Consider the following 23572-nt stretch of genomic DNA (forward strand, 5'->3'; position numbering starts at 1 on the left):
GCAATGTGATGAAGAACTTTGATCCAAAAATCCAAATAACCCCAAATAACGATGAAATGTCGTTTTCATATGGACGCGGTGTTTTTGGTCCAATACCTGAAAGAAGACGTTTAGATGACATAAGAAAAAGTCTAAGGGAACCCAATTGTAAGGGTCCGGAAACGGTATACTCGATTGTGATGGATGTTGGAAAAGAAAAAGACAAGCAGGAATTAGAAGAAAGAATGTTATTGTTTGGAGTTGTCACATATGCCAAAGGAAAACTAGGGGAAGAACCGATTCGAAGCCAAGGACATATTCATAAAGTCTCTTCACATAGTGGTTGGTCACCTCCAGAGGTATATGAGATTTGGGAAGGAGAAGCCGTCATTTACATGCAAGAAACAGCGAAAGATAATCCAGGTCGTTGTTATGCTGTCTATGCTTACCCAGGTGATGTCGTCATCGTTCCGCCAAATTGGGCTCATGCAACAATAAGCGCAAATCCCGAGGTACCTCTTACATTTGGAGCATGGTGCGATAGAGAATATGGATTTGAATATGATGATGTTAGAGCACATCAAGGATTGGCGTGGTATCCAGTAGTAAAAGAGGATAAATCGTTAGAATGGAGACATAATGACAGTTATGAATTCACGGAGCTTCTTCAGCAAAATGCTAGAGAATATAAAGAATTTAACATTAACAAAGGGCAACCGATTTATCTGCAATTTGAAAATGATCCGGAGAAATTTCAATTTGTCTCGAAGCCATTTTTAACGGAAAAAGAATGGAAGGCATTTCAACCATAAACTGTGATTAGGAGGAATGAAAGATGATTATTAAAAATCCAAGCGTCGAATTTTCAAAACAAAATGGCATGTTAAAAGGAGAAAATGTTAGTAAATCTATTCGGAAATTAAAAGATATGGATGGTTTTTATGAAGACGAGGAAGCTTTTCACGCGATGGATCCAGAAACTGTCCTCTATGAAGTAGAGGCTTATGCTCCCGTTGAATCAGGGACAGAAGGTGGTCTGTTCTTTGGGACAAGTTTTATCAATCCAGGTAAAGTTGGAAATGAATATTTCATGACAAAGGGTCACTTTCATGAAATTTTAAACCGTGCAGAATACTACTGGGGTTTAGAAGGCGAAGGAGTTCTAGTATTTATGGATGAAGAAGGAAATAATAGTCTTCAACATGTATATCCTGGATCACTCCATTATGTCCCAGGAAAGATCGCTCATCGTCTTGTTAATACAGGTTCGACTAAATTAGCAGTGGGTGCGTGTTGGCCTGCTGATGCAGGGCATCAATACGGTCCAATTGCGGAAAAAGGATTCGGGGTAAGAGTCAAAGAAATAGGAGGTAAAATCTTAGCAGAGTAACTTTTAACTTTAATAGATAAATGTCATAATGATATGTACAAAGAATGGAGTGAAGATGGCATGTCATTATTAAACCATAATAAAGGTGCTGTTCCGTTGTATCAGCAACTAAAGGAAATCATAAAAGAAAAGATTGATTCTGGTGTTTATGAGGTTGGCGACAAAATAAAAACAGAGAAAGAATTACAAGAGTTTTATAGCCTGAGTCGTATTACTGTTCGTCAAGCATTAAACGAGCTTGTAAGTGAAGGGTATTTGCATAGACAACGAGGAAAGGGAACAGTAGTCCTTGGACAACGTTTATTTCATGAACAAGTGTTAAAGGTAAGAAGTTTTACCGAAGAAATGAATGAACGAGGGTACAAAACTGGAACCTCTTATGTTGATGTGTCTATTGTGAAAGCAGAGAGAGAGGTTTCCTTAAACCTTGATATTAATGAAGGGACAGATGTCATTAAGCTTGTTAGAGTAAGAACGGCGAATGGCATTCCGATCGTGGTTTTTGATACTTACTTATCACTTGAGACAGGTTTAAAAATAGAAGAACTAGAATCGATAGGATCATTATATGAATTCTTTTCAACGAAAGGAATTCACATAAAATACGTCGATGAATGTTTTGAGGTAGAAACGGCAGATAAAAGACTAGCAGAGTACTTGGATGTCAAAACAAATTTCCCTTTAATGTTGCGTACAAGACAAACATATAGCACGGAGAACAAAATCATAGAGTATACAAAAGCCTATTATCACTCCAAGTTGTATAAATTTAATTTAAGGACAGAGGGGAAATAATCCCTTCTTAGCCTTAAATGATATGACATTATATCAATAATATGAGAGGAGTTTGATTTTATGAACAATAAAAACAGTTATCCCATTTTAATCGCAATGGTGGCATCTATTGGTGGAATTTTATTCGGTTATGATACGGCAGTTATAGCTGGTGCAATTGGTTCCCTACAAGTTTATTTTGATCTATCACCTGCTATGGTAGGATGGGCAGTTTCCAGTGCTCTTTTAGGTTGTTTGATTGCGGCACTATTAGCAGCAAAAGTAGCAGATAATTTTGGCCGGAAAAAAACGTTAATGATTGCTGGTGTATTATTCGGAGTATCTGCAATCCTGTCTGCAATCCCACCTAACTTTGCTTTTTTTATTCTTGCAAGAATGATTGGTGGTATTGGTATTGGACTCGCATCGATTGTTGTTCCAATGTATATATCCGAAATTTCACCAAAGAAAAATAGAGGTGTTTTAACAAGTTTTTATCAAGTTGCGATTACTCTAGGAATTTTGATAATTTACTTTGTAAACTTTAGGGTATCCGAGAGTGGTAATGCAGCTTGGAATGTGGAAATGGGTTGGAGAATTATGCTAGGTTCAGAAGTGATACCAGCCATAATATTTATCGTGTTATTGTTTTTTATTCCAGAGACACCTAGATGGTTAGTTTTGAATGGTGACTTGCTTCGAGGACAGGAAGTATTGAAGAAAATAGGTTCTACTGAAAGTGAAAGTAAAGAAAAAGTAAAAGAAATTCAATCGACTATACAATTAGACAAAGAAAATAAAAAGTACAAGCTATTCAGTAAAACGTGGAAACCGGCACTTTTCGTTGGGGTAGGATTAGCCATCCTTCAGCAAGCAAGTGGTATTAATGTTATTATGTATTATGCAACAGAGATATTTAATGAATTTCAAATTGGTGGTACTGAAAATGCAGGATTTTACCAAAGTGTACTAATTGGTTTAGTTAATTTTCTAGCAACATTCATAGCAATTATTTTTATTGATAGAGTGGGGAGAAAACCTATTCTAATCTTTGGTTCAATTGGCATGGCTATCAGTATGAGTGCTGTAGGTCTTATGATTTATATGCAAATAATAAACTTCTTTATTCTTATTTTAGTGTTTATGTATATAATCTTTTTTGCTTTTTCTTGGGGACCGATCGCTTGGATCCTTATTTCAGAAATATTCCCTAATAAATTAAGAGCGAAGGTAATGAGTATATCAGTATTTGTATTGTGGTTCTCAAATATCGTTGTTGCACAAACATTCCCAATGATTAATGATAATGCGACATTACAATCAGTCTTTAATGGGGCATTTCCTTTCCTTGTTTATGGACTCTTTTGTTTAATCGCTATTCCATTTTCTATTTACTATGTTCCAGAAACTAAAAATAAATCTCTTGAAGAAATTGAAGAACAATGGAAAACGCAAACAACATAAGATAATTAAAACGGTCTAATTTAGATATTAGACCGTTTTTTACCAACTAAGTTCGTGAATAAATCTCAACCCTTAATTTTTTATAATCGATACCATAAGATAATGCATGTTAAGTTTTCTATATTTTCTGTATATTTTAAGAGAAAGATAATATAAAGGAGGATTCAAATGAAAAACAAAGTGATTGTTGCCCTAATTTTATTTTTGATGTTAGTTGTAACCGCTTGCAGTCAAGGAGATAGTAATGATACGGAAGCAGCTCAAGAAGAGCATGAATTAACATTCCACACTCACTACGTAGGTAACGAAGGTCGTGCAGAGACAATTCAAGCAATTGTTGATGAGTTTAATGAAGAGCATGAAGGACGAGCAAAAGTTGTCATTGATGCTACGCCAGATCCACAGACAATGTACGATAAGAACCGTACAAGTTTAGCAACGGATACGGTAGCAGATATTTTCTATTTCCAGCATAACCCAGTAGATGCTGATCGATATTATGGGTCAGACAAATTAATCGATTTATCACCACATCTAGATGATGGTTGGGGAGATTCTTTTTCTCCTGAAGGTCTTGATCATGGAAGGTATGAGGATCAAATTATGGCTGTTCCGTTTGAGTCGATGATGGTTCCAATTTATTATAATACAGAATTATTTGCTGATGCAGGAATTGATGAATTCCCTACGACTTGGGACGAATTCTTCGATGCGGCGGATAAATTAATGGAGAACGGTATTACTCCCATTGCTACAGGTACTGGAGAAAATGCATGGTCTACTCAACTGATGTACTCCTATATTGTATCGAGTATTGCTGGGGAGGACTTATGGGAGCTTGAATTAGATGATGAAGCATTTCTTGAGGGAGCAAGAATTCTAGATAGAATGTTTGAGTATTCGCCTTCTGATGCTGTTGGTTTAACTTATTCATCCTATGCTAGTTATTTTATTAATGAAAATGCAGCGATGATTGTTAATGGTCCATGGATGATTAGTCAGTTTTATGAGCAAGGTGGAGATGAATTTGCAGAAAAGGTTGGCGTCGGAACAATGCCTGCATATGAAGGTGGAAAAGGAGAACAAGGCGCAGTTATTGCAGGTGTTAACTTCGTATTAACTGGTAAAAAGCATGAAGATCCGCTAAAAGAAGAAATGGCTGTTGAATTTATGAAATATTTGACTCACACGGATAATGCTAAGAGATTATTCTTAGATAGTGGAGCTTTAATGGAAGCAGCAAATTTTGAAATAAATGAAGATGACGATGCAGACCGAATTTCTATTGATATTTTGGAAAATCTTCAAGCGGCACCATATGAATTTAAGCACTTAATTAACGCAAAAAGTACAGCTGTAGCAAACGAGTTTCCATCTGCTGTATCAGCACTAGCGTTAGGTGAAGTAACTCCAGAGGAATTTGTAGAACAAATGGCCGGTGTGGAAGAATAAAAAAATTTAAGATATAACATTATATCATTCTATCATAATGGTTCGATCATATGGTTGAACCATTATGGTATATAAATGTGAGGTGGTACGGATGAAAAATAAAAAGAAGTTAGGCGTTTTTCTTTTTATCCTGCCTGCAGTCATTGTCTTCGCCATTTACTTTGTTTATCCCATCGGATTTTTACTTTTTACAAGTTTTATGACATGGGATGGTATTGGGTCAATGTCGTTTGCAGGATTAGATAACTATGAGAAGTTAATCGATGATCACGTTTTTCATAAATCTTTGATGAATACATTAATTTGGGGAGCATCGGCTGTGTTTATTCACATCCCGCTTGCATTACTATTAGCCATTATCCTTTCCTATAAAGTACCAGGGTGGAAGTTTTTTAGAACAGTTTTCTTCTTTCCGAACTTAATATCTACTCTCGCTTTATCGATGATGTGGTTATTTATCTATAACGGTCAATTTGGATTGTTGAATGCAGGACTTGAAGCAGTTGGACTTGGGTTTTTACAGAGAAACTGGTTGGGAGAAATGAGTACAGCATTTCCAGCTTTGATTGCACATTGGATATTCTATGTAGGAATATTTATGGTCATTTTCATGGCGTTTATTGCAACGATCGATAAATCTATTTACGAAGCGGCTGAAATTGATGGCGCCAATATCTTTCAAAGAGAGTTATTGATTACTATTCCATTGTTAAAACCAGGTATTGCCGCAGGGGTTTTATTAGCAATCACTAATACGTTGAAGAACTTTGAAGCACCTTTTGTCATGACCAATGGTGGTCCGGTAAATGAAACGATGGTCATGGCCTTGCATATTTATCGTCAAATGGTCAATTTTGATTACGGTTATGCCAATACATTAGCCGTGATGCTCATTTTGGCTGGAGGGTTTATGATCTTGGTTGTTCAGCTTGTTTTTAGAGAGAAAAATGCGTAGGTCAGGAGGTGCATGATAATGAAAGCTAAATTGAAAACCTTAAAACTAGGTTATATTCCTGTTTATCTTATTTTATTGTTCTTTTTAATGGTTACAATGTTTCCTTTTCTTTGGATTCTCTTGTCTTCATTTAAAGCGAATGCGGAGTTGATGAGAGCTCCCTTTTCTTTACCTGAAACATGGAATTTCTCAAACTATGTGGAAGCCTTTAGGGTAGGGAACTTAGGAAGACTATTTTGGAATTCTTTATTTGTAAGTACGATTAGTACAGCTATTTGTATATTGTTTGCAACGATGGCGGCATATGCGGTTCGAAAAGGAGGAAAATGGGCTAAAATAATCTATTTTACTATTATTATAGGTATTTTCCTCCCTACGAACTCCTTATTAGTGCCATATTATTTAATCGCAGCACAATTTAATTTGATCAATACACCTTGGGCCTTAGTGACAACTTATATGGCCATGGGTTTACCTTTAACTCTTCTCATTATTTATGGATTCGTAAGAGGAGTACCAGAGGAAATTTTAGAATCGGCTGAAATTGATGGGTGTAACATGTTCCAGACCTATTACAGAATCTTACTTCCTCTAGTAAGGCCAGGGGTGGCAACAGCCGCCATTTTTCAATTCTTATTTTCATGGAATGAGTTTATTTTTGCCCTTCTCCTCACAACGGACCAGAGTGCTCGAACGTTACAAGTTGGAATTAGTTTATTTAAGTCCGTTTATCAAAATGATTTCACTACGATGTTCGCAGCCATTTTTAGTAGCTTAATTCCAATCATTATTATTTATATCTTCTTGCAAAAACATATTATTGAAGGCCTTACAAGTGGATCCGTAAAAGGGTAAAGTTTTATTAAATTAATGGAGCTGAGAGCGATGAAATATAGACGTATTGGAAATAGTGGATTGCAAGTTAGTGAGATTGGTTTGGGGACGTGGTTAACGTTTGATGGAACGTCGAAGGATTATGATAAAAATAATGCGCTAAATACGATTAGATATGCTTATGAACACGGGATTAATTATTTCGATACAGCTAACTTCTATGGACTTGGTCATGCAGAAAGAGTTCTAGGAGAGGCACTTGCAAAGTACGATCGTACGTCCTATGTGATTGGATCGAAAGTGTATTTTCCAATGGGAGAGAAGCCTAACCAGAGTGGTTTATCTAGAAAACATATCATGGAACAATGTGATCGTAGTTTAAAACGGTTAAATGTCGATTATATTGACCTTTATCAATGTCACCGATTTGATAAAAACAGTCCGGTTGAAGAAACATTGCAGGCGATGGACGATTTAGTTTCTCAAGGGAAAATTCTCTATTACGGAATCAGTGAATGGAACGCAGATCAGATTAAAGAAGGGTTGAGCACAGTTGATAGATTAGGACTTAGAAAAATGATCTCCAATCAACCGATTTATAACATGTTGGTCAGACAAATGGAAAATGATATTGTCCCTGCATCAAAAGAAGGAGGGCTCGGACAACTCGTATTTTCTCCACTTGCACAAGGTGTTCTTACAGGGTCCTATACTTCAGCAGAAGAATTACCTGAAGATTCCCGATTAAGGAAGACAGATAATGATTCCGCTTCCTTATATTTTAAAGAGGATATTTTTGAGGCAATAAGAGAATTGAAGAAAGTTGCTGTTAGAGAAAACTGTTCTCTGACACAGCTGGCATTATCTTGGATTTTATTAAATGATCAAGTTTCGTCCGTTATTATGGGTGCTGAAAATCAAGATCAAATTGCCGAAAACATCAAGGCATCAGAAATGGAATGGAGCAGTGTTTTAATAGAAGAAGTGAATAGCATACTGGATAAAATAAATTTTACTTGGCCGTTATTTGATTAATTAGAGGAGGAAGTGATGTGGGTACAATTTTAGAATATGACGAGATGATAACGTTTAAAACAGCGACTATGACATTATATTTTAATAAAAACAGTGGATCCCTTACCAAACTAGAAACGCTTAATGGAGATTCTTTAATAATAGAAACATCGACACCGTTTTTACGTATCCATTTAAATGGGGAAGAGCACCGGCCTCTTCCAAGGAGAATGCCATATTACACCAATACGACGACAATTGGAGATCAATTGGTGGCCGATCATTTTGAAATCAGCAAAGAAGATGAGAATGAACTTCAGGTGGTATGCAGCCAAGACGGGTTTCAAGTAATTTGGAGAATAAAGGTTGATGTGAAAAAGAAGATCGTTTCTATTGGATTTGATTTCGTAAATCAAACAGGAAAGGAACAAATTGTCCGAAAAGCAATTATTAACCAAACGATGTTTTCACCTGATTTTAATCGAGATCGTACATCTGTATTTTTACCTGGTGTTCAAGGGTCGCTCCCTTATTACAACCTTTCAAATCATCAACATCAAGTTTGGCCATTTGGAGAGTATTCCATTGGGGCAGCTGGATTAATAGATGGTAATAGTTTAAAAACGTGGATTGGTTGGAGCTTGTCATTTAAGGAACGTGTTGACCAACGTGTAGAGAGTGAGCGAAATCAAATTTCATTAGTGAATGATTATCAATTCTCCGGTTATTTAGCTGAAGGGGAATCAATGACTTTCTCAGGAGCCTATTACATGTTTGCTGATGAGGAGAGGCAAGCAGCGAACAACCTCCAACATTGGTTTAATGAACACCATATCAAAACACCAACAGACTCTCCAAAATGGTTGGAAGATTTGGTGATTTTCGAAACCCATATCGGCACAGCCGTCTTTAAAGATAACTATTCTTATACACCGTATAAGACAATGAAAGATTTAATAGACGACCTTCCACGAATTTCATCTCTTGGATTTACAGCGATTCAAGTAATGCCTAAACAGCCATACCCTTGTTATGCGGTTCATGACTATTTTGATCTATCAACATCATACGGAGATAAACATGCGTTAATCACATTAGTATCTAAAGCTCATGATTTAGGGATAAGAATTATTTTAGATGTGATTTTGCATGGTGTCATGGATCAATATTTTATTGGAAAAGCAGAGCATCAAGCAAAAACGAGTGGAGACACCCACCGTCTGGAATTAAACCAAACAGTGATTGATTTTGCTCCATATTGGAGAGAAGGATCACCAGAAATTCATGATTTAGTGAAACAACACCCAGAATGGTTTGTCAGGGATGAAGAAGGGGAGATTACTGGTATTTATACGAACGCCTTTGATGCAGCAAATGAGGACTGGCAAAACTATTTTATAAAAGCGTTAAAATATATGATTCTTGAATTAAATATTGATGGTTTTCGATTTGATGCACCCCATTGGAATTCGATTCCGAATTGGGATAGGAACATTCCTTATGAAGCAGGCGAATCAGCTGTTGGCCCAATCAAACTGTTCGAAAAAGCGAGGAAAGAGTTGCGTAAAATAAAAGGAGATCTATTGTTTTATACGGAGCCAAGCACACCACTTTACAGAAAAAATATGGACTTAAATTATAATTATGACGAACATTGGCTTATTCAAGCTCTGTTGTATGATTCAGCATCCGTTGTGATCGGGAGAGAAAAACCAAGTAATAAAATCTTCGCAAATGAAATGGCTCAGTGGTTTGACGTGAGACAACGATGGCTTCCAAATCATTCACGAACAGCTCATCATGTCGATTCTCACGATTCCTTTTGGTGGTATCCTCCAGGAAAGAAATGGAGAAGAGAACAATTTGGAATTCCTCAAACGTTATTACTCTCGTATATTTATCTATTCATAGAAGGGCCATTTATGATGTATATCGGAGGAGAAGAAGGAATTGAAAATGACTTAAAGAAAGGGATTCAATTAAAGAAATCACATCCTTCGTTAAAGGAGGGCTTGTGTGATTTTATAGGTGGTTATAGTGATAATCCAACTATCTTTCATCCAGTAAGAAAAACAGAAGAATCCTATACCGTTTGTATTGCAAATTGTTCGGATCAAACAGAAGAAGTGTGTATCTCTTGGAGTGGGGCGGATGAGATAAACGCCTTTTTCCCCGAAGGATTCTATCTTAAAGATTTAATAACTGATGCATATATTTCAGACGAGAAATATACTTGTCAAACATTTAATCAAAAAAAATGGAAGTTAAACCCTTTCCAAGTTTTGTGGGTCGATTTAAAGACAAAAATCGACAAAAAGTAACATTTTTATAAGTAGATAAGGTAAAATAGGGATAAACATGAAAGCGTTATCTCAAGTTGTTTTGAGTTTCTTAGTAGTATTCTTTTAATACTTTTGTTGCTGACAACTGCGCGAGGGGGGGAACGATTTATGGTTCGGAAATTAACAATGATGATTGTTGATGATGAGACGATCATTCGTCGTGGCTTAAAAAACGCAGTTGAAAAAATGAACGATTCTTATGAAGTAATAGCTCTGGCTGATGATGGAGAGACAGCACTGAACATTATAAGAGAAGAAAATATCGTTCCAGATGTCATTATCACAGACATTTATATGAACTTTATAGATGGGATTGAATTATTAGAAGAGTTAACAAAAACCCACCCGTCCATTCGTTCTGTTATCCTTTCTGGGCATGAAGAATTTCAGTTAGCTAAAAAAGCGATTAATCTAAAGGTACAATCTTATTTAATAAAACCTGTCAGTTTATCTGATTTAGACGATATTCTTCAACAATTGAACGAAGAAATGGAAAAGGAAGAGAAATCGATTGCAGAACAAGATTCCTTTATACGGAAACAACAACATATTGAGCCTTATTTGAGTGATAAATTGATCCTTGATCTTTTGGAAGGAAGGCTTGTTTCTGAAGAACAAATGGAATGTTTAGTTGATTATCTTCCGTTTTCTGAGCAAGAAGAAGTGATGATAGGGACCTTAAGAATCATGAACATGAATGCTAGAGAGCACCCAGAGAATATGGTTCAAACATACACGATTAAATCTCTATTTGAATCAAGAATTTTAGAAGTATGTAAAGGTTTTTCGGTGATTAAAGATATTCAAACGGTATATTTTGGAATTGTTGATTGTGATGTAGAGGATTTATCTGACGCATTTCGCGCGTTAGCAGATGAAATAGAGAAAAACTACCAAATTACGATTATCTTTGGTTTCGGCGAAAGAGTTGTCGACTTCCAGTCCTTAGTGAAGTCAACTAGCAAATCTATAGAAGAAGTAGAAAAACAAACAAAGGGTTATTATGAATATCCCTTTGATGAAGAAAACGAGCTTCAGTTAGCATTTAGTGTTGGTGATACAGCTAAGATGGCATTATCTTCTCAAAAAATCATCAATAAAATAAAGCAGGATGAGCCGTCTTCTGAGTGGACTGCTCAAACACTCCAAGAAATCATGTTCAAGTTGGAAAACATTTTAAAAGAAATTGACTCCCCATATCCACCAGCACCTTTTTTAGGAAGTCTACAAAAATTAGATATGTTAACCCGGTTTGAACGTTGGATTCATGAATCGGCAGAAGAACGGATGAAAGTGAAAGAACAGAAAAACACTAATGTTTTGATTGAGACCGTTAAATTATATTTAAAAGACCATTATGCGGATCAAGAACTAAGTTTACAAGTCATTAGTGAAGTAGTTTCCGTTACTCCAAACTATTTAACGCAAGAATTCAGGAAAATTACAGGGTTATCCTGTATGCAATATGTGACACAAATCCGAATGGATAAGGCAAAACAACTTCTTCGGAACAGTGATAAAAAAATATTTGAAATCGCAGATATTGTTGGATATGACAACCCCTATTACTTTAGTAATGCCTTCAAAAAAAATGTAGGGAAAAACCCTTCTAGTTATAAATTAGAAAGTAGACATTCAAATGAAATTATTTGATCGTTTAGGTGATTTATACAGAATAAAGAGAGATACATTTACGTTTAAGGTATTCTATAAGTTATTAATATTAGTGATCATACCAAATCTAATATTACTAGGGGTTGTTTCATTTCTCGTTATCCAACAGACGAATCGAATCGAAGCAGAGCGATTTAATTCTCTCTTAACATTAAAGCAATCATTAGATAATGGCATTAGTTCATTGTTAGATGAGACAAATGAAACCGTAAACAACATTATTATTGATCCTCAAATTCAAGAAACATTAGAACGAGTGAATCCTGATTCTAATGTAAGAGATACCGCGTCATTTATGAATGGAGATATAAGTGATCAAGAATATATCAGTAGTGATTATACGACATTGACAAATATGAGAACGGCATTATCAAGTTATCGACTAAGTAGAGGGAATATCCATTCTATTGGTGTGGTTGATCTAGAAGAGAATATATACCTAAGTTCAACATCCTCTCAAAGTTATCTCCTTACAAGAAATGATTTACGAGATTCAGAAATTTTTAATGCGGCTCATGCCAACGACTCTGGGCTAATCTGGAGTGTAGATGATACGATAACAAAAAATCAAGATATCGTAACCTTTACTCGGAAAATCCCAAGTGTGGATCAACCTCAAAATATTATTGGCTATGCCATCGTCAATCTTTTTTTAAATTCAATTGAAGGGACTCTCGGTCAATACATTGATGATCCGAATATCGTGTTCGGAATTATCGATAATATGAGTAATCAATCGATTATTTTTCAAGGAAATCACATTTTACAGAATAATTCAGAATTTGGTCATGTTGTAAATGATAATCAAGAAGCACTTAGACAAACTACATCATTTGTTGCACTAACCATTGATCACGGTCAGTGGTATATCTCATCAAGTGATTTGGACACAAACCAACAAGTGTTTATTGGCTATAATAAAGACGTGATGAATGCAGAGTTGAATGAAACGAAAACATTGTTGTATTCCGGGATGTTCATCTTAGTGATGATGTCTTTATTCATTTCTTTGAAAGGTGCGAAATTAATTGCGAGCCGTCTGAACGCTCTAAGCCAGTCCATTAAAAAATTAGGGGAAGGGTCTCTTAAAGAGCGAGTCCACTTAAAAGGGAAGGATGAACTTGCGGATATTGGGGATCAATTTAATCACATGGCCGCTGACATCGAACAATTATTAATTCGGTTAGAGAAGGAACAAAAACGTAAACAAATGTTTGAACTGCGTGTCTTAGAATACCAACTTAATCCTCATTTTTTATATAATACTTTGGATTCGATTCAATGGCTTGCTATTGAACAAGATCAGCAAGAAATTAGTGAGATGGTTTATGGTCTCTCGAGATTATTTCAATTAATCCTTAGTAAAGGAAAAGAAATGATTACGATAGAAGATGAATTTCAAATGGCACAGTATTATTTAAATATCCAAAAAATTCGCTATGAAAATCGTTTTGTTTATAAAATGGATCTTGATCCAAAGATAAAAGAAATGAAAATTAGTAAGTTAATTCTTCAACCAATGATCGAAAATGCTATTCATCATGGTATTAGAAAGGTAAGGTACCAAGGTCTAATATTAATATCTGGTAGATTAGATGATGATTATGTCGTACTTGAAGTCGCAGATAATGGAATAGGTATGACGAATGAGCGAAAAGGTGAACTTCTAGGTTTTCTACGGACAGAGGAGTGGCTTGAAGATAAGCCTGACCATTTAGGTTACGGCGTGAAAAATATTGATTCCCGGCTAAAGTTAGTATTTGGGGATTCGTATGAGATGAGAATTTTGACAAATAATGACGATGAGTACACAACAAGAGTTCAGGTAAGAATTCATGTTGACGCTTATGAGGAAGGTTCTGATATCGTTCAATGATCCAGTTGAAAAATCACCCTTATTTGTCGAGGCTTTTAACTTAGATTCTTTCGTGCCGGAGAGAAAAGTTGGAACTATTGATACTGTTTCTTAAAGTTGTCTTTTTGAAAGGGATGAACAAGTGTAAAAACACTACTTATTGAGTTTAAGCAGTGTTTTATACTCGAAATATAAGTAATGACATTATATCTTTTAATGGGGGAGAAATGATGAGTAATTCTTCTAGAACGATAGACTTTAAATATGCTCCAAAAATGATTCAGACTTGTATTGGACTCGTCGACGATCCATATAAATCGATCGTAAGAGAGGATGGTAGCTTAAATTATCATTTTGAAGAGAAAGAATTTGATCCTGGTGATTTTTACATTAATAAAGATGAAGGACCTAAAGAGACAGAATTTGTTGACGAAAATATAGGATTCCAACATAGATTAAAGCCAATGTTTACTCATCAAGATGAGTTCGTGAAAAGAAATCAGACATATGATGAACCGGAATTACCATTTGTTTATACTGAAGAATTATATAAACATTCTTATTTAAAATGGACAACGTTTTCCTATCAAAATAATAATGGGTTAAGAGCAGATGTCCTTATATGGGAGTTGGGAGCGAAAGAAGGGTTTGTTCCAGCACCAACAAAAGTTGCTCTAAAACTCTCCGGTGATAAAACGAATGCGCCAAAGGTGATGGAGTCAGCTGATACAACGAAATATTGGACAAAAGATGGATTTAATATTAGAGGAATCACTCATTATGATTTTTTGCAAGAAAAAGACGTTCGAGAAGGAGTATTTGTCATCGTGTTGGAAGGCAACATGCCTGTTTCAGAAGTGACGTTGGATTGGGCCAAGAAAGCAAAAGAAGAAATGAGAAGCTATTGGAAGAACATCCGTTTATTTGAAACTGCCTTTCAAATTCCAGATCAACAAGTCATGGACATGTTAAAAGCTTCTGCAAGAAACATGTTACAAGCGAGAGAAATAAAAGAAGGGTTACCGGAATTCCAAGTTGGTCCTACTGTATATAGAGGGCTTTGGGTCATTGATGGTCATTTCCTCCTTGAGGCTGCTCATATGATGGGGAAGCGGTTAGATGCATACCAGGGTGTGGAAGCTGTTTTAAAACGGGCAAAAGAAGATGGTTCTATTCAAATCATTCCTTCTCATTTCAAAGAGACAGGCATTGCATTAGCGACATTTGTTAGACAATGTGAATTAATGAATGATGATGAAAGACTGAAACAATTATGGCCGATCATGTGTAAGGCATTAGACTATATTATCCACATGAGAAAGGAAGCAGTTGATACACCAGATTATAAAGGGATTTTTCCGCCAGCATTTCTTGATGGTGGGATAGCCGGGCCTTTTCCTGAATACACAACACCACTTTGGATAGCGGTAGGGTTGAAAAGAGCTTATGAAGAAGGGGAACGTCTGCAACTTGAACGAAAGGAAGAATTTAAAACAGTCTTTATGGATGTGGAATCATCATTGAGAGAGGCTATCAAACGAGATTTAAGAAAACGAGAAGATGGGATTATGTTTTTTAAGATGAATATGATGGATAGAGAATACGATTTACCTCAATCGGCTACTTGGGCATTAGCGCATGCGATATATCCTGGTGAATTATTCGCAGAAGATGATCCAGTTGTTCAAAATTTTCTTCAGTTATTAGATAGTATAGATGATACTCAAGGAATACCTGAAAATACAGGATGGATTCATAACCAAGCAGTTTGGGGCTATTCCTCTATGTTTTATGCGCAAGATTGGCTATATGCCGGAAATCCAGAGAAGGCGATAGACTATTTATATAGTTTTGCTAATCATGCTGCACCAAGTCGAGTGTGGAGAGAAGAACAAAGTTTTACATCTTCGAACGCAGCTGAGTATTGCGGAGATATGCCACACAATTGGGCCTCAGCAGAATTTATTCGACTCGTACGTCACTTACTAGTTTTAGAAAAGAAGGATACCTTGGAAATCTTCCGAGGGTTACCTGAACAGTGGTTACCTACCGATCATCGAATCCTGCATGTAGAAAATACGCCAACAAAATTTGGGGAAGTCACCATTAAACTAGAAAAAATCGATGACAACAGTTACGATTTTTATTTCGCCAGAAAACAAGGGAATAAAGAACCATCACAAGTGGGGATATATTGGATGAATGAATACATTCCGTTAGATAGGGATGAAGTTAGATTGATATTGAGAACTAACCGGAGGGACGGTTCTTGCGGTTGAAAAAGGGTATTTGTTTTATTAATAAGTACTCCGAAAAAAATATTAACAGACAGCTCATAACCAATTTGATGTAACCAGAGGTAACCAAAGGAACCGTCCCTTTGGTTACCTACGAAAGGAACCCCACTTCATATTTGCCACCGAATCTTCTAAAGTTTCATAGCCTTTGTAGCCATGGATCCACTCATATACTGATCTAGCGGAGAGCCGCCAACGTCTTCATAAAAACCTCCAATAACAAAGCCGGCAGCTATTTGCCCTTGGAGTTGATCTTCTAGTGTATGGCCGAAACTTATGGCGTCTCCTTCATCTAATACGAGTTCTTGCAGTTCTTCTCTGGAAATGCTCGTTAAATCGGAATAAGGTAACTTATGTCTGACTACGAATTTTTCTTCGTTCATCGCCTTTAAATCAAAAATATAAGTGACAGGGTTTGCAAAGCCGGACAGTAATATTCCACCCTTTTTCAACACTCGGTATGCTTCTTTCCATACCGGCAGCACATCATCAACAAAACAATTGGACCAAGGATGAACAATGAGATCAAAGCTATCATCATCAATAACGGATAAATCTCTCATATCTCCTTGAATAGTATGGATCGTTAGCCCGTCTCTTTTTGCTACAAGACGATCTTGGTTAAGCTGCGATTCAGAGTAATCAAACACAGTAACATCAGCACCAGCAGCCGCTAAAATCGGACCTTGTTGTCCACCACCGGACGCTAGACAGAGGACTCTCTTTCCAGTTAATTTTTGTGGAAACCACTCTCTAGGAATTGATTTAGAGGGAGTTAAGACAATGTTCCAGTCTCTTGTTCTAGCTCTGTCCACTTCTTCCCGACTTACAGGCTGCGTCCATATATCTTGATCTGCAACTTTTTGATTCCAAACCTTTTGATTTTCTTGTAAAAAATCCATGTACGATTCCTCCATTTGATAACATTTCGGTTTACTGATTTTCAACTTAAGTGCTCTAATTTTGCTGTCTAAAGTAATTGAACCACAAGAGAGGGTGCCTGCCAACACAATTATTGAAGAGAGGTGATCAAAAGGGGGAAGCGGAGTTTTTCGGGAAAATGAAAGTGAAGAAACGAAATATTCAACGTTCGTTTCAATCCTCGTATAGTCGTAAATTAATCTTTATTTTTATATGTATCATAAAAAGGAATTTCCTCACTATTTGTAGAAATATATGGAATGCAAATAGATCGTTCAGATGGTTTCAATTAATTGATAATATTGTTTGTCCAACGTAGTTGTTCTGAAATGAAGATTGGAAGGGAGAGAAGGAATTGAAAAAGCTAGTGGTGGCATATGAAATAGTTATGTTCTCCTTAGCATTAATATCAATCATCATCATTTGGTCAGACAACCAGGCAATATTAATGCTTGATCGCATTGTGCTATTCATTTTTATTTTAGACGTTGCTGTTAGGACGATAAGAGCAGAGAATAAGTGGGAATACATCAAAAATAATCCTTTTGACTTTATTGCAATAATTCCGTTTGATGCGATATTCCAATTAGCGAGGTTTGTAAGGTTATTTCGTGTGATGAGAATGGTTTTAATAGGGAAGAAATTTGCGAAACCTATTTTTGCGATTCTGAAAACAAATGGATTAGATAAAGTTATTGGGATTACAACAGCATTAATCTTTGCTTCATCTGTTCCTATTCACTTTTTTGAGACATCCGTTGAAACATACCAAGATGCTTTATGGTGGTCACTCGTGACGGCAACAACGGTAGGATATGGGGATATATCTCCAGAAACAGGAATTGGACGAATGGTAGCAGTCGTATTAATGTTTGTCGGAATTGGTATGATCGGGATGGTAACAGGGTCTATTGCAACCTTCTTTATAAAAGGCGAGGATGAAACGAATTCAACCGCTACGATTACGTACTTAAAAGGAGAAATGGACAAGCTTGATCAGTTATCACCTAGTGAAATAGATAATGTCATTGTGGTTTTAGAAAAATATCGTAATGAGAAGCTACAGCCAGTTGAAGTAAAGGAAGAATCAGTACGATGAAAACAAGGAAAAAATCTTTTTCAAAAGAAGAAATTACAGCAGGAGAAAATGCGTTGGTGATCCTGGGAATAGTAGTTGTGGTTATTACTTTGATCATATGGGTTTTATAAGATTTATCTTCAAGAAATGACCGGAAAGATAAGTCATTGTTATAAAGTATGGATAGTGACTTATTATATTTTGATGATTTTGGCCTTAATCGAAGAGAGGCTGTTGATTGAAGGAGAGAATTATATGTTTTTATATTTGATCATTTTTATTTTACTATTAATAAGTATTGCAAGTTATAGTGCAGCAGAGAAAGCTAAGAAAGAAAGAGTAGGTTTAAAGTTTACCTTTAGCGCTACTTTAGCTATACTGCTACCATTTTTAGTTGAAGGAACTGTACATAGTTTGGAACCGGCACAGTTTATAGGGGGAATATCGCTTTTTATTTACGCTTTGTCTATCATTCTTTTTACAACTCTTCAGCTTATTCTTTATGATATTGGATTGATGGGAAATTAGAGATAAACCGATAGCCATTTTCAACATTATCGTGGTAATAGAGAAGTTTCATTAAGAAAAAATAACAAAATATGATTTATTCATTTGAATATTACATCTTTTTGGGGGTTAATCATGGTAAACACTTATGATGTTTTATACCAGTTAGTTGCAATTCTTGTTCCTATAACTATTATTATTTTAATCGTCTATCTTGTACGTTCTACAAAGAAACGAAACAAACATCTAAAAAATATTGAGGCAAAGATAGATGAATTACAAAGGAAGGATAAGTGAATTTTCACTCAACAAACGGGGTTGGAAATAGGAAGAAAACTTCAGTTGTTTTAGTTTCTCTACAGGGAAAGTTGAACACGTTTCATTCATGGACGTAACTAACTAATTGGGTGGTGAATAAATAGTGTTTTTTAAGATATTAGTGACTGTTTTTGCCATACTGACTATTATTACTGCAGGTTATGGATTGTTAAATTCAACTGATAAATACACGAGCTATATGTTGTTTTTCCTCGGTGGCACAATTCTAATGATGGGTTTAGCAGAAATTAAACGAGCAAAGAAATCTTTTTGGGGTTATATGAGTAGTGCTGTGGCTGTATTTATTTATATTGTTTGGATTCAAGATTTGTATTAACGGGTTTTATAGTAGAAGTTTGCCGTAGCTTTTTTTATATACGTAAGGGGAGGTTTAGTTTTTTAGGAGGATTTGAAATGAACGATGAGAAAAAAGTCTTTATTTCTATATGACAGTTGGATACATAGGTCTTCTTTTAATTGCATTAGCAGCTATGAGGTATATTTTAATTATCCACGACACGCTAGGACAGAGCCTTGTTTTGTTTGGCTTTATATTCGTAACAGTCTATTTAAGGTTTGTGGAAAAGAAGTTAGGAATTAGCAAAAAAGAATTCATTATAAGTAAAGCTATCTTTATTGCTGTATTTTCTTCACTCGCATTTTGGTTGTATTTTAAATAGTTCTTATTCAACGAACGAGACTGTGTGAATAATGGGGAGGTTTAGAAGGATGGGAAATATCAATAAAATGAATATCTTTTTTGGAAATATACTCATGATGGGAGAGGGCTAAAAAGCCATGAAGAAAGTTATGGTTGTCGGGGCATCTGGCGTACTCGGTAAATTGGTGTGCAATGAACTTCTTAGGATATTTGAAAACCAAATAAACTTGATCGTGACAGATTATAAGACCGAGAGAGGAAACGAGTTAGCAAATTCTCTTAACAGTGAAGTTTCCTTTACGTTTTTGGATGTTAATGATGAAGAAAATATCAAACAAGTGATAAAGAACGTAGATATTGTCATTGTTGTTTTAAATCAGAGGAATCCACATATTCAACAAGCATGTATTCAAAATAAAATATTATGTATAGATGTTACACCGTTTTATGACTTTGTGGAGAAAGTAATGGAGCTAAACAAAATGGCAGAAAAAAATGATGTAGGTTCGGTAATCATCTCAGGGTTTTTTCCTGGATTGTCAGGTTTAATGATAAAAAAAGCTGTTTCAAATTTTCAAGAAGTAAAAGAAATAAATGTAGCATTATTGCAAAGTACAAATGCTAAAGCAGGAATATCTGGAATGATAGATATGTTACATATAATTGCTCATCCAGTTATGTTTCAAAATAAAGTTCTTTCAGGATTTACTAAAAAGAGAAAGATGTATTTTATTAATCATTCTAAAGAACAAGATGTAAGACTAATTAACCATTCAGAGAAGATGTTGATAATGGAAAAGTTAGTACCTACATCGACAAACTATTGGACTTCTTGGAACTCGAATGGCTTTAATAAACTTATATCTTTATTAAGAAAAATTGGATTCTTAAGATACGTACATTACTTTAATAAATCGCTGTCTAAGGTTGTAAAACATAATCCTAATGCAAATGAAAATGTTTATCTCACAGTGGAGGTAAAGGGAATCATAGGAAACAAAGAAAGGGTAAAAGTGTTAGCGTTATCTACTTCTTCAGATTACCATACAACAGCTATGGTAACGGCTTCATTAGCAAAAATCGCAATCGAAAAAGAAGTGAAAGGTATCGTTTGTCCTTTTGAAATAACTGATTTAGAAGAGTTATTATCTGTGATAAATTGTTCTGATGTTCTAATTAAAGAAATGGAAAAGTAATTTAATGATGTTATTAATTATTAGATAGAAAGTAGGTAATTTATATGAGTAATGATTCGATCATTAAAATGTGGGATGATTATCGAAAAAATAATCCAAACGCACCAAAAGATTATGAAGCATGGGCATTTGGGAATTCAAAAGAAATGGCTGATGAACTTGCAAAACTAGTGTTAGAAGGTACTAAAACAGCAACTGCGTCAAATTATACATTATATGAAAGGGATAACGAGGAATTACCTTATGTAGGTCTTCACAATATTATCCTCGACGGAGATGGTATGGCAGTTGCAATAGTTGAAACAACATCAGTTGAAGTGGTCCCTTTTGAAGAAGTTACGGGACAACATGCGTATTTGGAAGGGGAAGGGGACCGTACATTGGCGTATTGGCGTGACGCACACGAGGAATTTTTTGAAAGAGAATTCAAAGAGGCCAATCAAGAATTCCATAATAAAATACCAGTTGTTTGTGAAAAGTTTAAGCTGGTATATAAAAAATAAAGCATGATCTATTTTCACCAAGGGTGGTGCGATAATAGAACAAAAATGTTGGTTCCAGCCCCCAGCGTGGCATCATTTTAAAGTTGCCTGGAGGCAGGAACTATTTCTCTACTAGGGACTTAGTCATTGCCGAACCGGAACCGTCCCCATTCCTCACTCCGGTTAGTGCGGTGACTGTCATCAAGATGATGACCATTCCAAGAAGTTGAATGAGGCTCAAATGATCTCCAATTAGGAGAACGCCAAATAATGAGGCTGTTACTGGCTCTACCATTGCAACCATCGAAGCGGTGGTCGGTGTAGTTCTTCGAATGCCAATCACATAAAGAATAAAGGAAATTCCAGCCCCCACGATCCCCAACAGAAGAAACCATCCTATATCGCTTGACGTCACCACACTCGCTACTTCCTCATTGTCTGCAAGGAAAAAAAGCATGAGACAGAAGAAAAGAAAGGAGATCGTTAAGGTGGTTTGCGGTTGTCCGATAGATGAGGCATTTTTAAACCCAAATATAAATAAAGCATAGCAAAGGCCAGAAGCAAGCCCCGCTGCCGCCCCTAAAAAACTTACAGAGATCGATTCCGTGTTGTAGGCGCCTGTAAGCAGAATAATTCCCATGAGCACACCGAAAATACATCCCCATTTAAACCAAGTCAAACGTTCTATTTTTAATAAAAAGGAGATGAAAAGGACGAACAAAGGTGCGGTGTACATTAACGTAGCGGCAACACAAATGCTTGAGGCTTGGATACTTACAAAATAAAAAGTGAAATTTCCAGCAACACCAACACCCGCCAATAGAGACCATATGTATAAACGAGTAGAAAAGATCCAATTTTGTCTAATGCGCAAGAGAAACCACGTGAAAAAACAGATAAATCCGATAGCCCCTCGGTAAAGTGACATCACAATAGGATCCCACCCCTTAGTCATTAAAATATCAGCAATTCCGCCACTAATGCCCCAGCAAATAGCGGCTAGCATAACGAAACCTACACCTGAAAATCTCATGTTGTGCCTCCTAAAGATAAGTCATGGTGCGAATTTTTGATCGCGCTATTAGAAACCAGGCAATTCCTAATGTTGTTGAGGAGCTTAATCTTTCATAAAAGGTTTGGGTTTTTAAGGTGATAAGGTATGGGAGGGGATACTACTCCAGACATTGAGTATTTTTTTCCTACTTGTCTTGGACCTTTTCATGAAACTACTGAAAACGAACAGTCCATTTAAATCAATGGAATTTTTATTTTATATTGGAAGATTATTTCAGTAATAAGGGGTTTATGCTTAATCATTTTAGTGATTTAAAAAAGTTGTATTTGTGGTTCCTGACCTCCTAGTGGCGTCATGATAGTTATTCTGCTGTCGGACCAGATTGTTGAAGGTCATTGTATTTTCTATCTGAAATTTATTACAAATAATAGTGATAATTGGAAATTTTATGTTAAAATAATTTTAGAAAAAACAAGAGTTTGTTAATTTATTCACTTAAACTAATGAGGGAGAGTAGCTAAGAACAATTAACCGAAACACTTTTCAGAATTATCTCTAAATAAATAGTTAGGAGGTGTTGAAATTGTTAAAATGCACTCATTGTAATGTATCGTTTAAACTGGCTCACTGCTTACCCCTTATTTAATTAAATGTAAGACAGAAGAGAAAAGTGCCTCTTGAACGGGAAGCGATAGTGGAACAAGCTGTCGCTTCCGTTTTGTCACGAATGGTTTGTTAAAGTAGGAATAGAGATGTAATTGGTAAAATAAGTAAAAATGAGCGCAGGGAGGGGTTAAAAAATATGAATCAATCGGGGAGGCTATACTTTTTCTGTGGAAAAATGGGAGCTGGTAAATCAACTAAATCAAAACAATTGGCGATTGATGAACATGCTGTACTGTTATCTGAGGATGAATGGCTTTCATCTCTTTATCCCAATCAAATTGGATCATTTGAGGACTATTTAAAATTCTCAGCGCAGCTCAAGCCGTTGGTGAAAAAGCATGTCCAAAACATATTAGGTGTTGGTACAGATGTAGTGATGGATTTTCCAGCTAACACTCAACAACTTCGAAAGTGGTTTTTGGACATGGCGTCAGAAGTCAATGCAAGTCATCAATTAATTTTCCTTAATCTAAATAACGAGCAATGCTTACGTCAAATTGCACAAAGACGTAACGAACAACCCGAAAGAGCAGCTTTTGACACGGAAGCGGTGTTTATTCATGTTAGTAGTTTTTTTGAAGCACCAAAGGCATCCGAAGGTTTAAATATTTTAGAGCTTAGCGGAAAAGAATAACAAGGAGTTCAATGATGCGTGGGACAGAATACCTTTTGTTCTGGGAGGTGCTCTATATAATATA

The 23572-nt window shown here is 35.9% G+C and carries 20 protein-coding genes; 18 read left to right on the top strand and 2 right to left on the bottom strand.

The window, feature by feature from the left end; all coding sequences use genetic code 11:
• Positions 1–8 precede the first annotated feature (8 nt).
• The 12 genes from QDN89_RS18575 to QDN89_RS18630 all read left to right on the top strand — a co-directional run bounded on the left by QDN89_RS18575 (position 9) and on the right by QDN89_RS18630 (position 16012).
• Positions 9–791: a glucose-6-phosphate isomerase family protein gene (locus QDN89_RS18575; RefSeq protein WP_280771665.1), complete on the top strand. Its 783-nt coding sequence runs from the start codon at positions 9–11 to the stop codon at positions 789–791.
• Between the two features lie 23 nt (positions 792–814).
• A complete protein-coding gene (locus tag QDN89_RS18580; protein WP_280771666.1) occupies positions 815–1369 on the top strand; it encodes a glucose-6-phosphate isomerase family protein in 555 nt (184 codons plus the stop codon).
• A 60-nt stretch (positions 1370–1429) separates the two neighbouring features.
• Entirely contained in the window at positions 1430–2164 is a 735-nt protein-coding gene (locus QDN89_RS18585; RefSeq protein ID WP_280771667.1) for a GntR family transcriptional regulator, read from the top strand.
• Positions 2165–2224: 60 nt separating this feature from the next.
• The gene (locus QDN89_RS18590) at positions 2225–3607 is read left to right on the top strand and encodes a sugar porter family MFS transporter (protein ID WP_280771668.1); all 1383 of its coding nucleotides are present in this window, start codon (positions 2225–2227) and stop codon (positions 3605–3607) included.
• A 168-nt stretch (positions 3608–3775) separates the two neighbouring features.
• Positions 3776–5059, top strand: a complete 1284-nt coding sequence (locus tag QDN89_RS18595; RefSeq protein WP_280771669.1) for an ABC transporter substrate-binding protein — start codon at positions 3776–3778, stop codon at positions 5057–5059.
• Between the two features lie 91 nt (positions 5060–5150).
• Positions 5151–6014, top strand: a complete 864-nt coding sequence (locus QDN89_RS18600) for a carbohydrate ABC transporter permease (protein WP_280771670.1) — start codon at positions 5151–5153, stop codon at positions 6012–6014.
• A gap of 18 nt (positions 6015–6032) precedes the next feature.
• The gene (locus QDN89_RS18605) at positions 6033–6869 is read left to right on the top strand and encodes a carbohydrate ABC transporter permease (RefSeq protein WP_280771671.1); all 837 of its coding nucleotides are present in this window, start codon (positions 6033–6035) and stop codon (positions 6867–6869) included.
• A gap of 30 nt (positions 6870–6899) precedes the next feature.
• Positions 6900–7883, top strand: a complete 984-nt coding sequence (locus tag QDN89_RS18610; RefSeq protein WP_280771672.1) for an aldo/keto reductase family protein — start codon at positions 6900–6902, stop codon at positions 7881–7883.
• 17 nt (positions 7884–7900) lie between these two features.
• Complete coding sequence (locus tag QDN89_RS18615; RefSeq protein ID WP_280771673.1) at positions 7901–10183, top strand: alpha-amylase family glycosyl hydrolase; 2283 nt, start codon at positions 7901–7903, stop codon at positions 10181–10183.
• 129 nt (positions 10184–10312) lie between these two features.
• Positions 10313–11857: a response regulator transcription factor gene (locus tag QDN89_RS18620; protein WP_280771674.1), complete on the top strand. Its 1545-nt coding sequence runs from the start codon at positions 10313–10315 to the stop codon at positions 11855–11857.
• On the top strand, positions 11844–13754 hold the full coding sequence (locus QDN89_RS18625; protein ID WP_280771675.1) for a sensor histidine kinase: 1911 nt from the start codon (positions 11844–11846) through the stop codon (positions 13752–13754). The genes QDN89_RS18620 and QDN89_RS18625 overlap by 14 nt, the downstream gene beginning before the upstream one ends.
• Before the next feature lie 209 nt (positions 13755–13963).
• Positions 13964–16012 carry a hypothetical protein gene (locus QDN89_RS18630; RefSeq protein WP_280771676.1) on the top strand — a complete coding sequence of 683 codons (2049 nt, stop codon included), beginning with the start codon at positions 13964–13966 and terminating at the stop codon, positions 16010–16012.
• A gap of 149 nt (positions 16013–16161) precedes the next feature.
• Here the strand turns inward: QDN89_RS18630 and QDN89_RS18635 are convergent, their stop codons facing one another.
• Positions 16162–16932 (bottom strand): class I SAM-dependent methyltransferase, encoded by a 771-nt coding sequence (locus QDN89_RS18635; protein WP_280771677.1) that lies wholly within the window; start codon positions 16930–16932, stop codon positions 16162–16164.
• Positions 16933–17306: 374 nt separating this feature from the next.
• On the opposite strand from QDN89_RS18635, the gene QDN89_RS18640 reads away from it, so the two are divergent.
• The 5 genes from QDN89_RS18640 (at position 17307) to QDN89_RS18660 (ending at position 21214) form a co-directional block, all read left to right on the top strand.
• Positions 17307–18050 (top strand): potassium channel family protein, encoded by a 744-nt coding sequence (locus QDN89_RS18640; protein ID WP_280771678.1) that lies wholly within the window; start codon positions 17307–17309, stop codon positions 18048–18050.
• Between the two features lie 234 nt (positions 18051–18284).
• Positions 18285–18557, top strand: a complete 273-nt coding sequence (locus QDN89_RS18645; RefSeq protein WP_280771679.1) for a hypothetical protein — start codon at positions 18285–18287, stop codon at positions 18555–18557.
• A gap of 400 nt (positions 18558–18957) precedes the next feature.
• Positions 18958–19191, top strand: coding sequence for a DUF3953 domain-containing protein (locus tag QDN89_RS18650; protein ID WP_280771680.1), 234 nt, complete (start codon positions 18958–18960; stop codon positions 19189–19191).
• A gap of 461 nt (positions 19192–19652) precedes the next feature.
• On the top strand, positions 19653–20711 hold the full coding sequence (locus QDN89_RS18655; RefSeq protein ID WP_280771681.1) for a saccharopine dehydrogenase NADP-binding domain-containing protein: 1059 nt from the start codon (positions 19653–19655) through the stop codon (positions 20709–20711).
• 44 nt (positions 20712–20755) lie between these two features.
• Positions 20756–21214: an ASCH domain-containing protein gene (locus tag QDN89_RS18660; protein WP_280771682.1), complete on the top strand. Its 459-nt coding sequence runs from the start codon at positions 20756–20758 to the stop codon at positions 21212–21214.
• Between the two features lie 100 nt (positions 21215–21314).
• On the opposite strand, the gene QDN89_RS18665 is transcribed toward QDN89_RS18660, so the two are convergent.
• A complete protein-coding gene (locus tag QDN89_RS18665) occupies positions 21315–22226 on the bottom strand; it encodes a DMT family transporter (RefSeq protein WP_280771683.1) in 912 nt (303 codons plus the stop codon).
• A 784-nt stretch (positions 22227–23010) separates the two neighbouring features.
• On the opposite strand from QDN89_RS18665, the gene QDN89_RS18670 reads away from it, so the two are divergent.
• Positions 23011–23508, top strand: a complete 498-nt coding sequence (locus QDN89_RS18670) for a P-loop nucleotide/nucleoside kinase family protein (RefSeq protein WP_280771684.1) — start codon at positions 23011–23013, stop codon at positions 23506–23508.
• Positions 23509–23572: the final 64 nt, after the last annotated feature.

Source organism: Salipaludibacillus daqingensis (assembly GCF_029891575.1).
Taxonomy (GTDB): domain Bacteria; phylum Bacillota; class Bacilli; order Bacillales; family Salisediminibacteriaceae; genus Salipaludibacillus; species Salipaludibacillus daqingensis.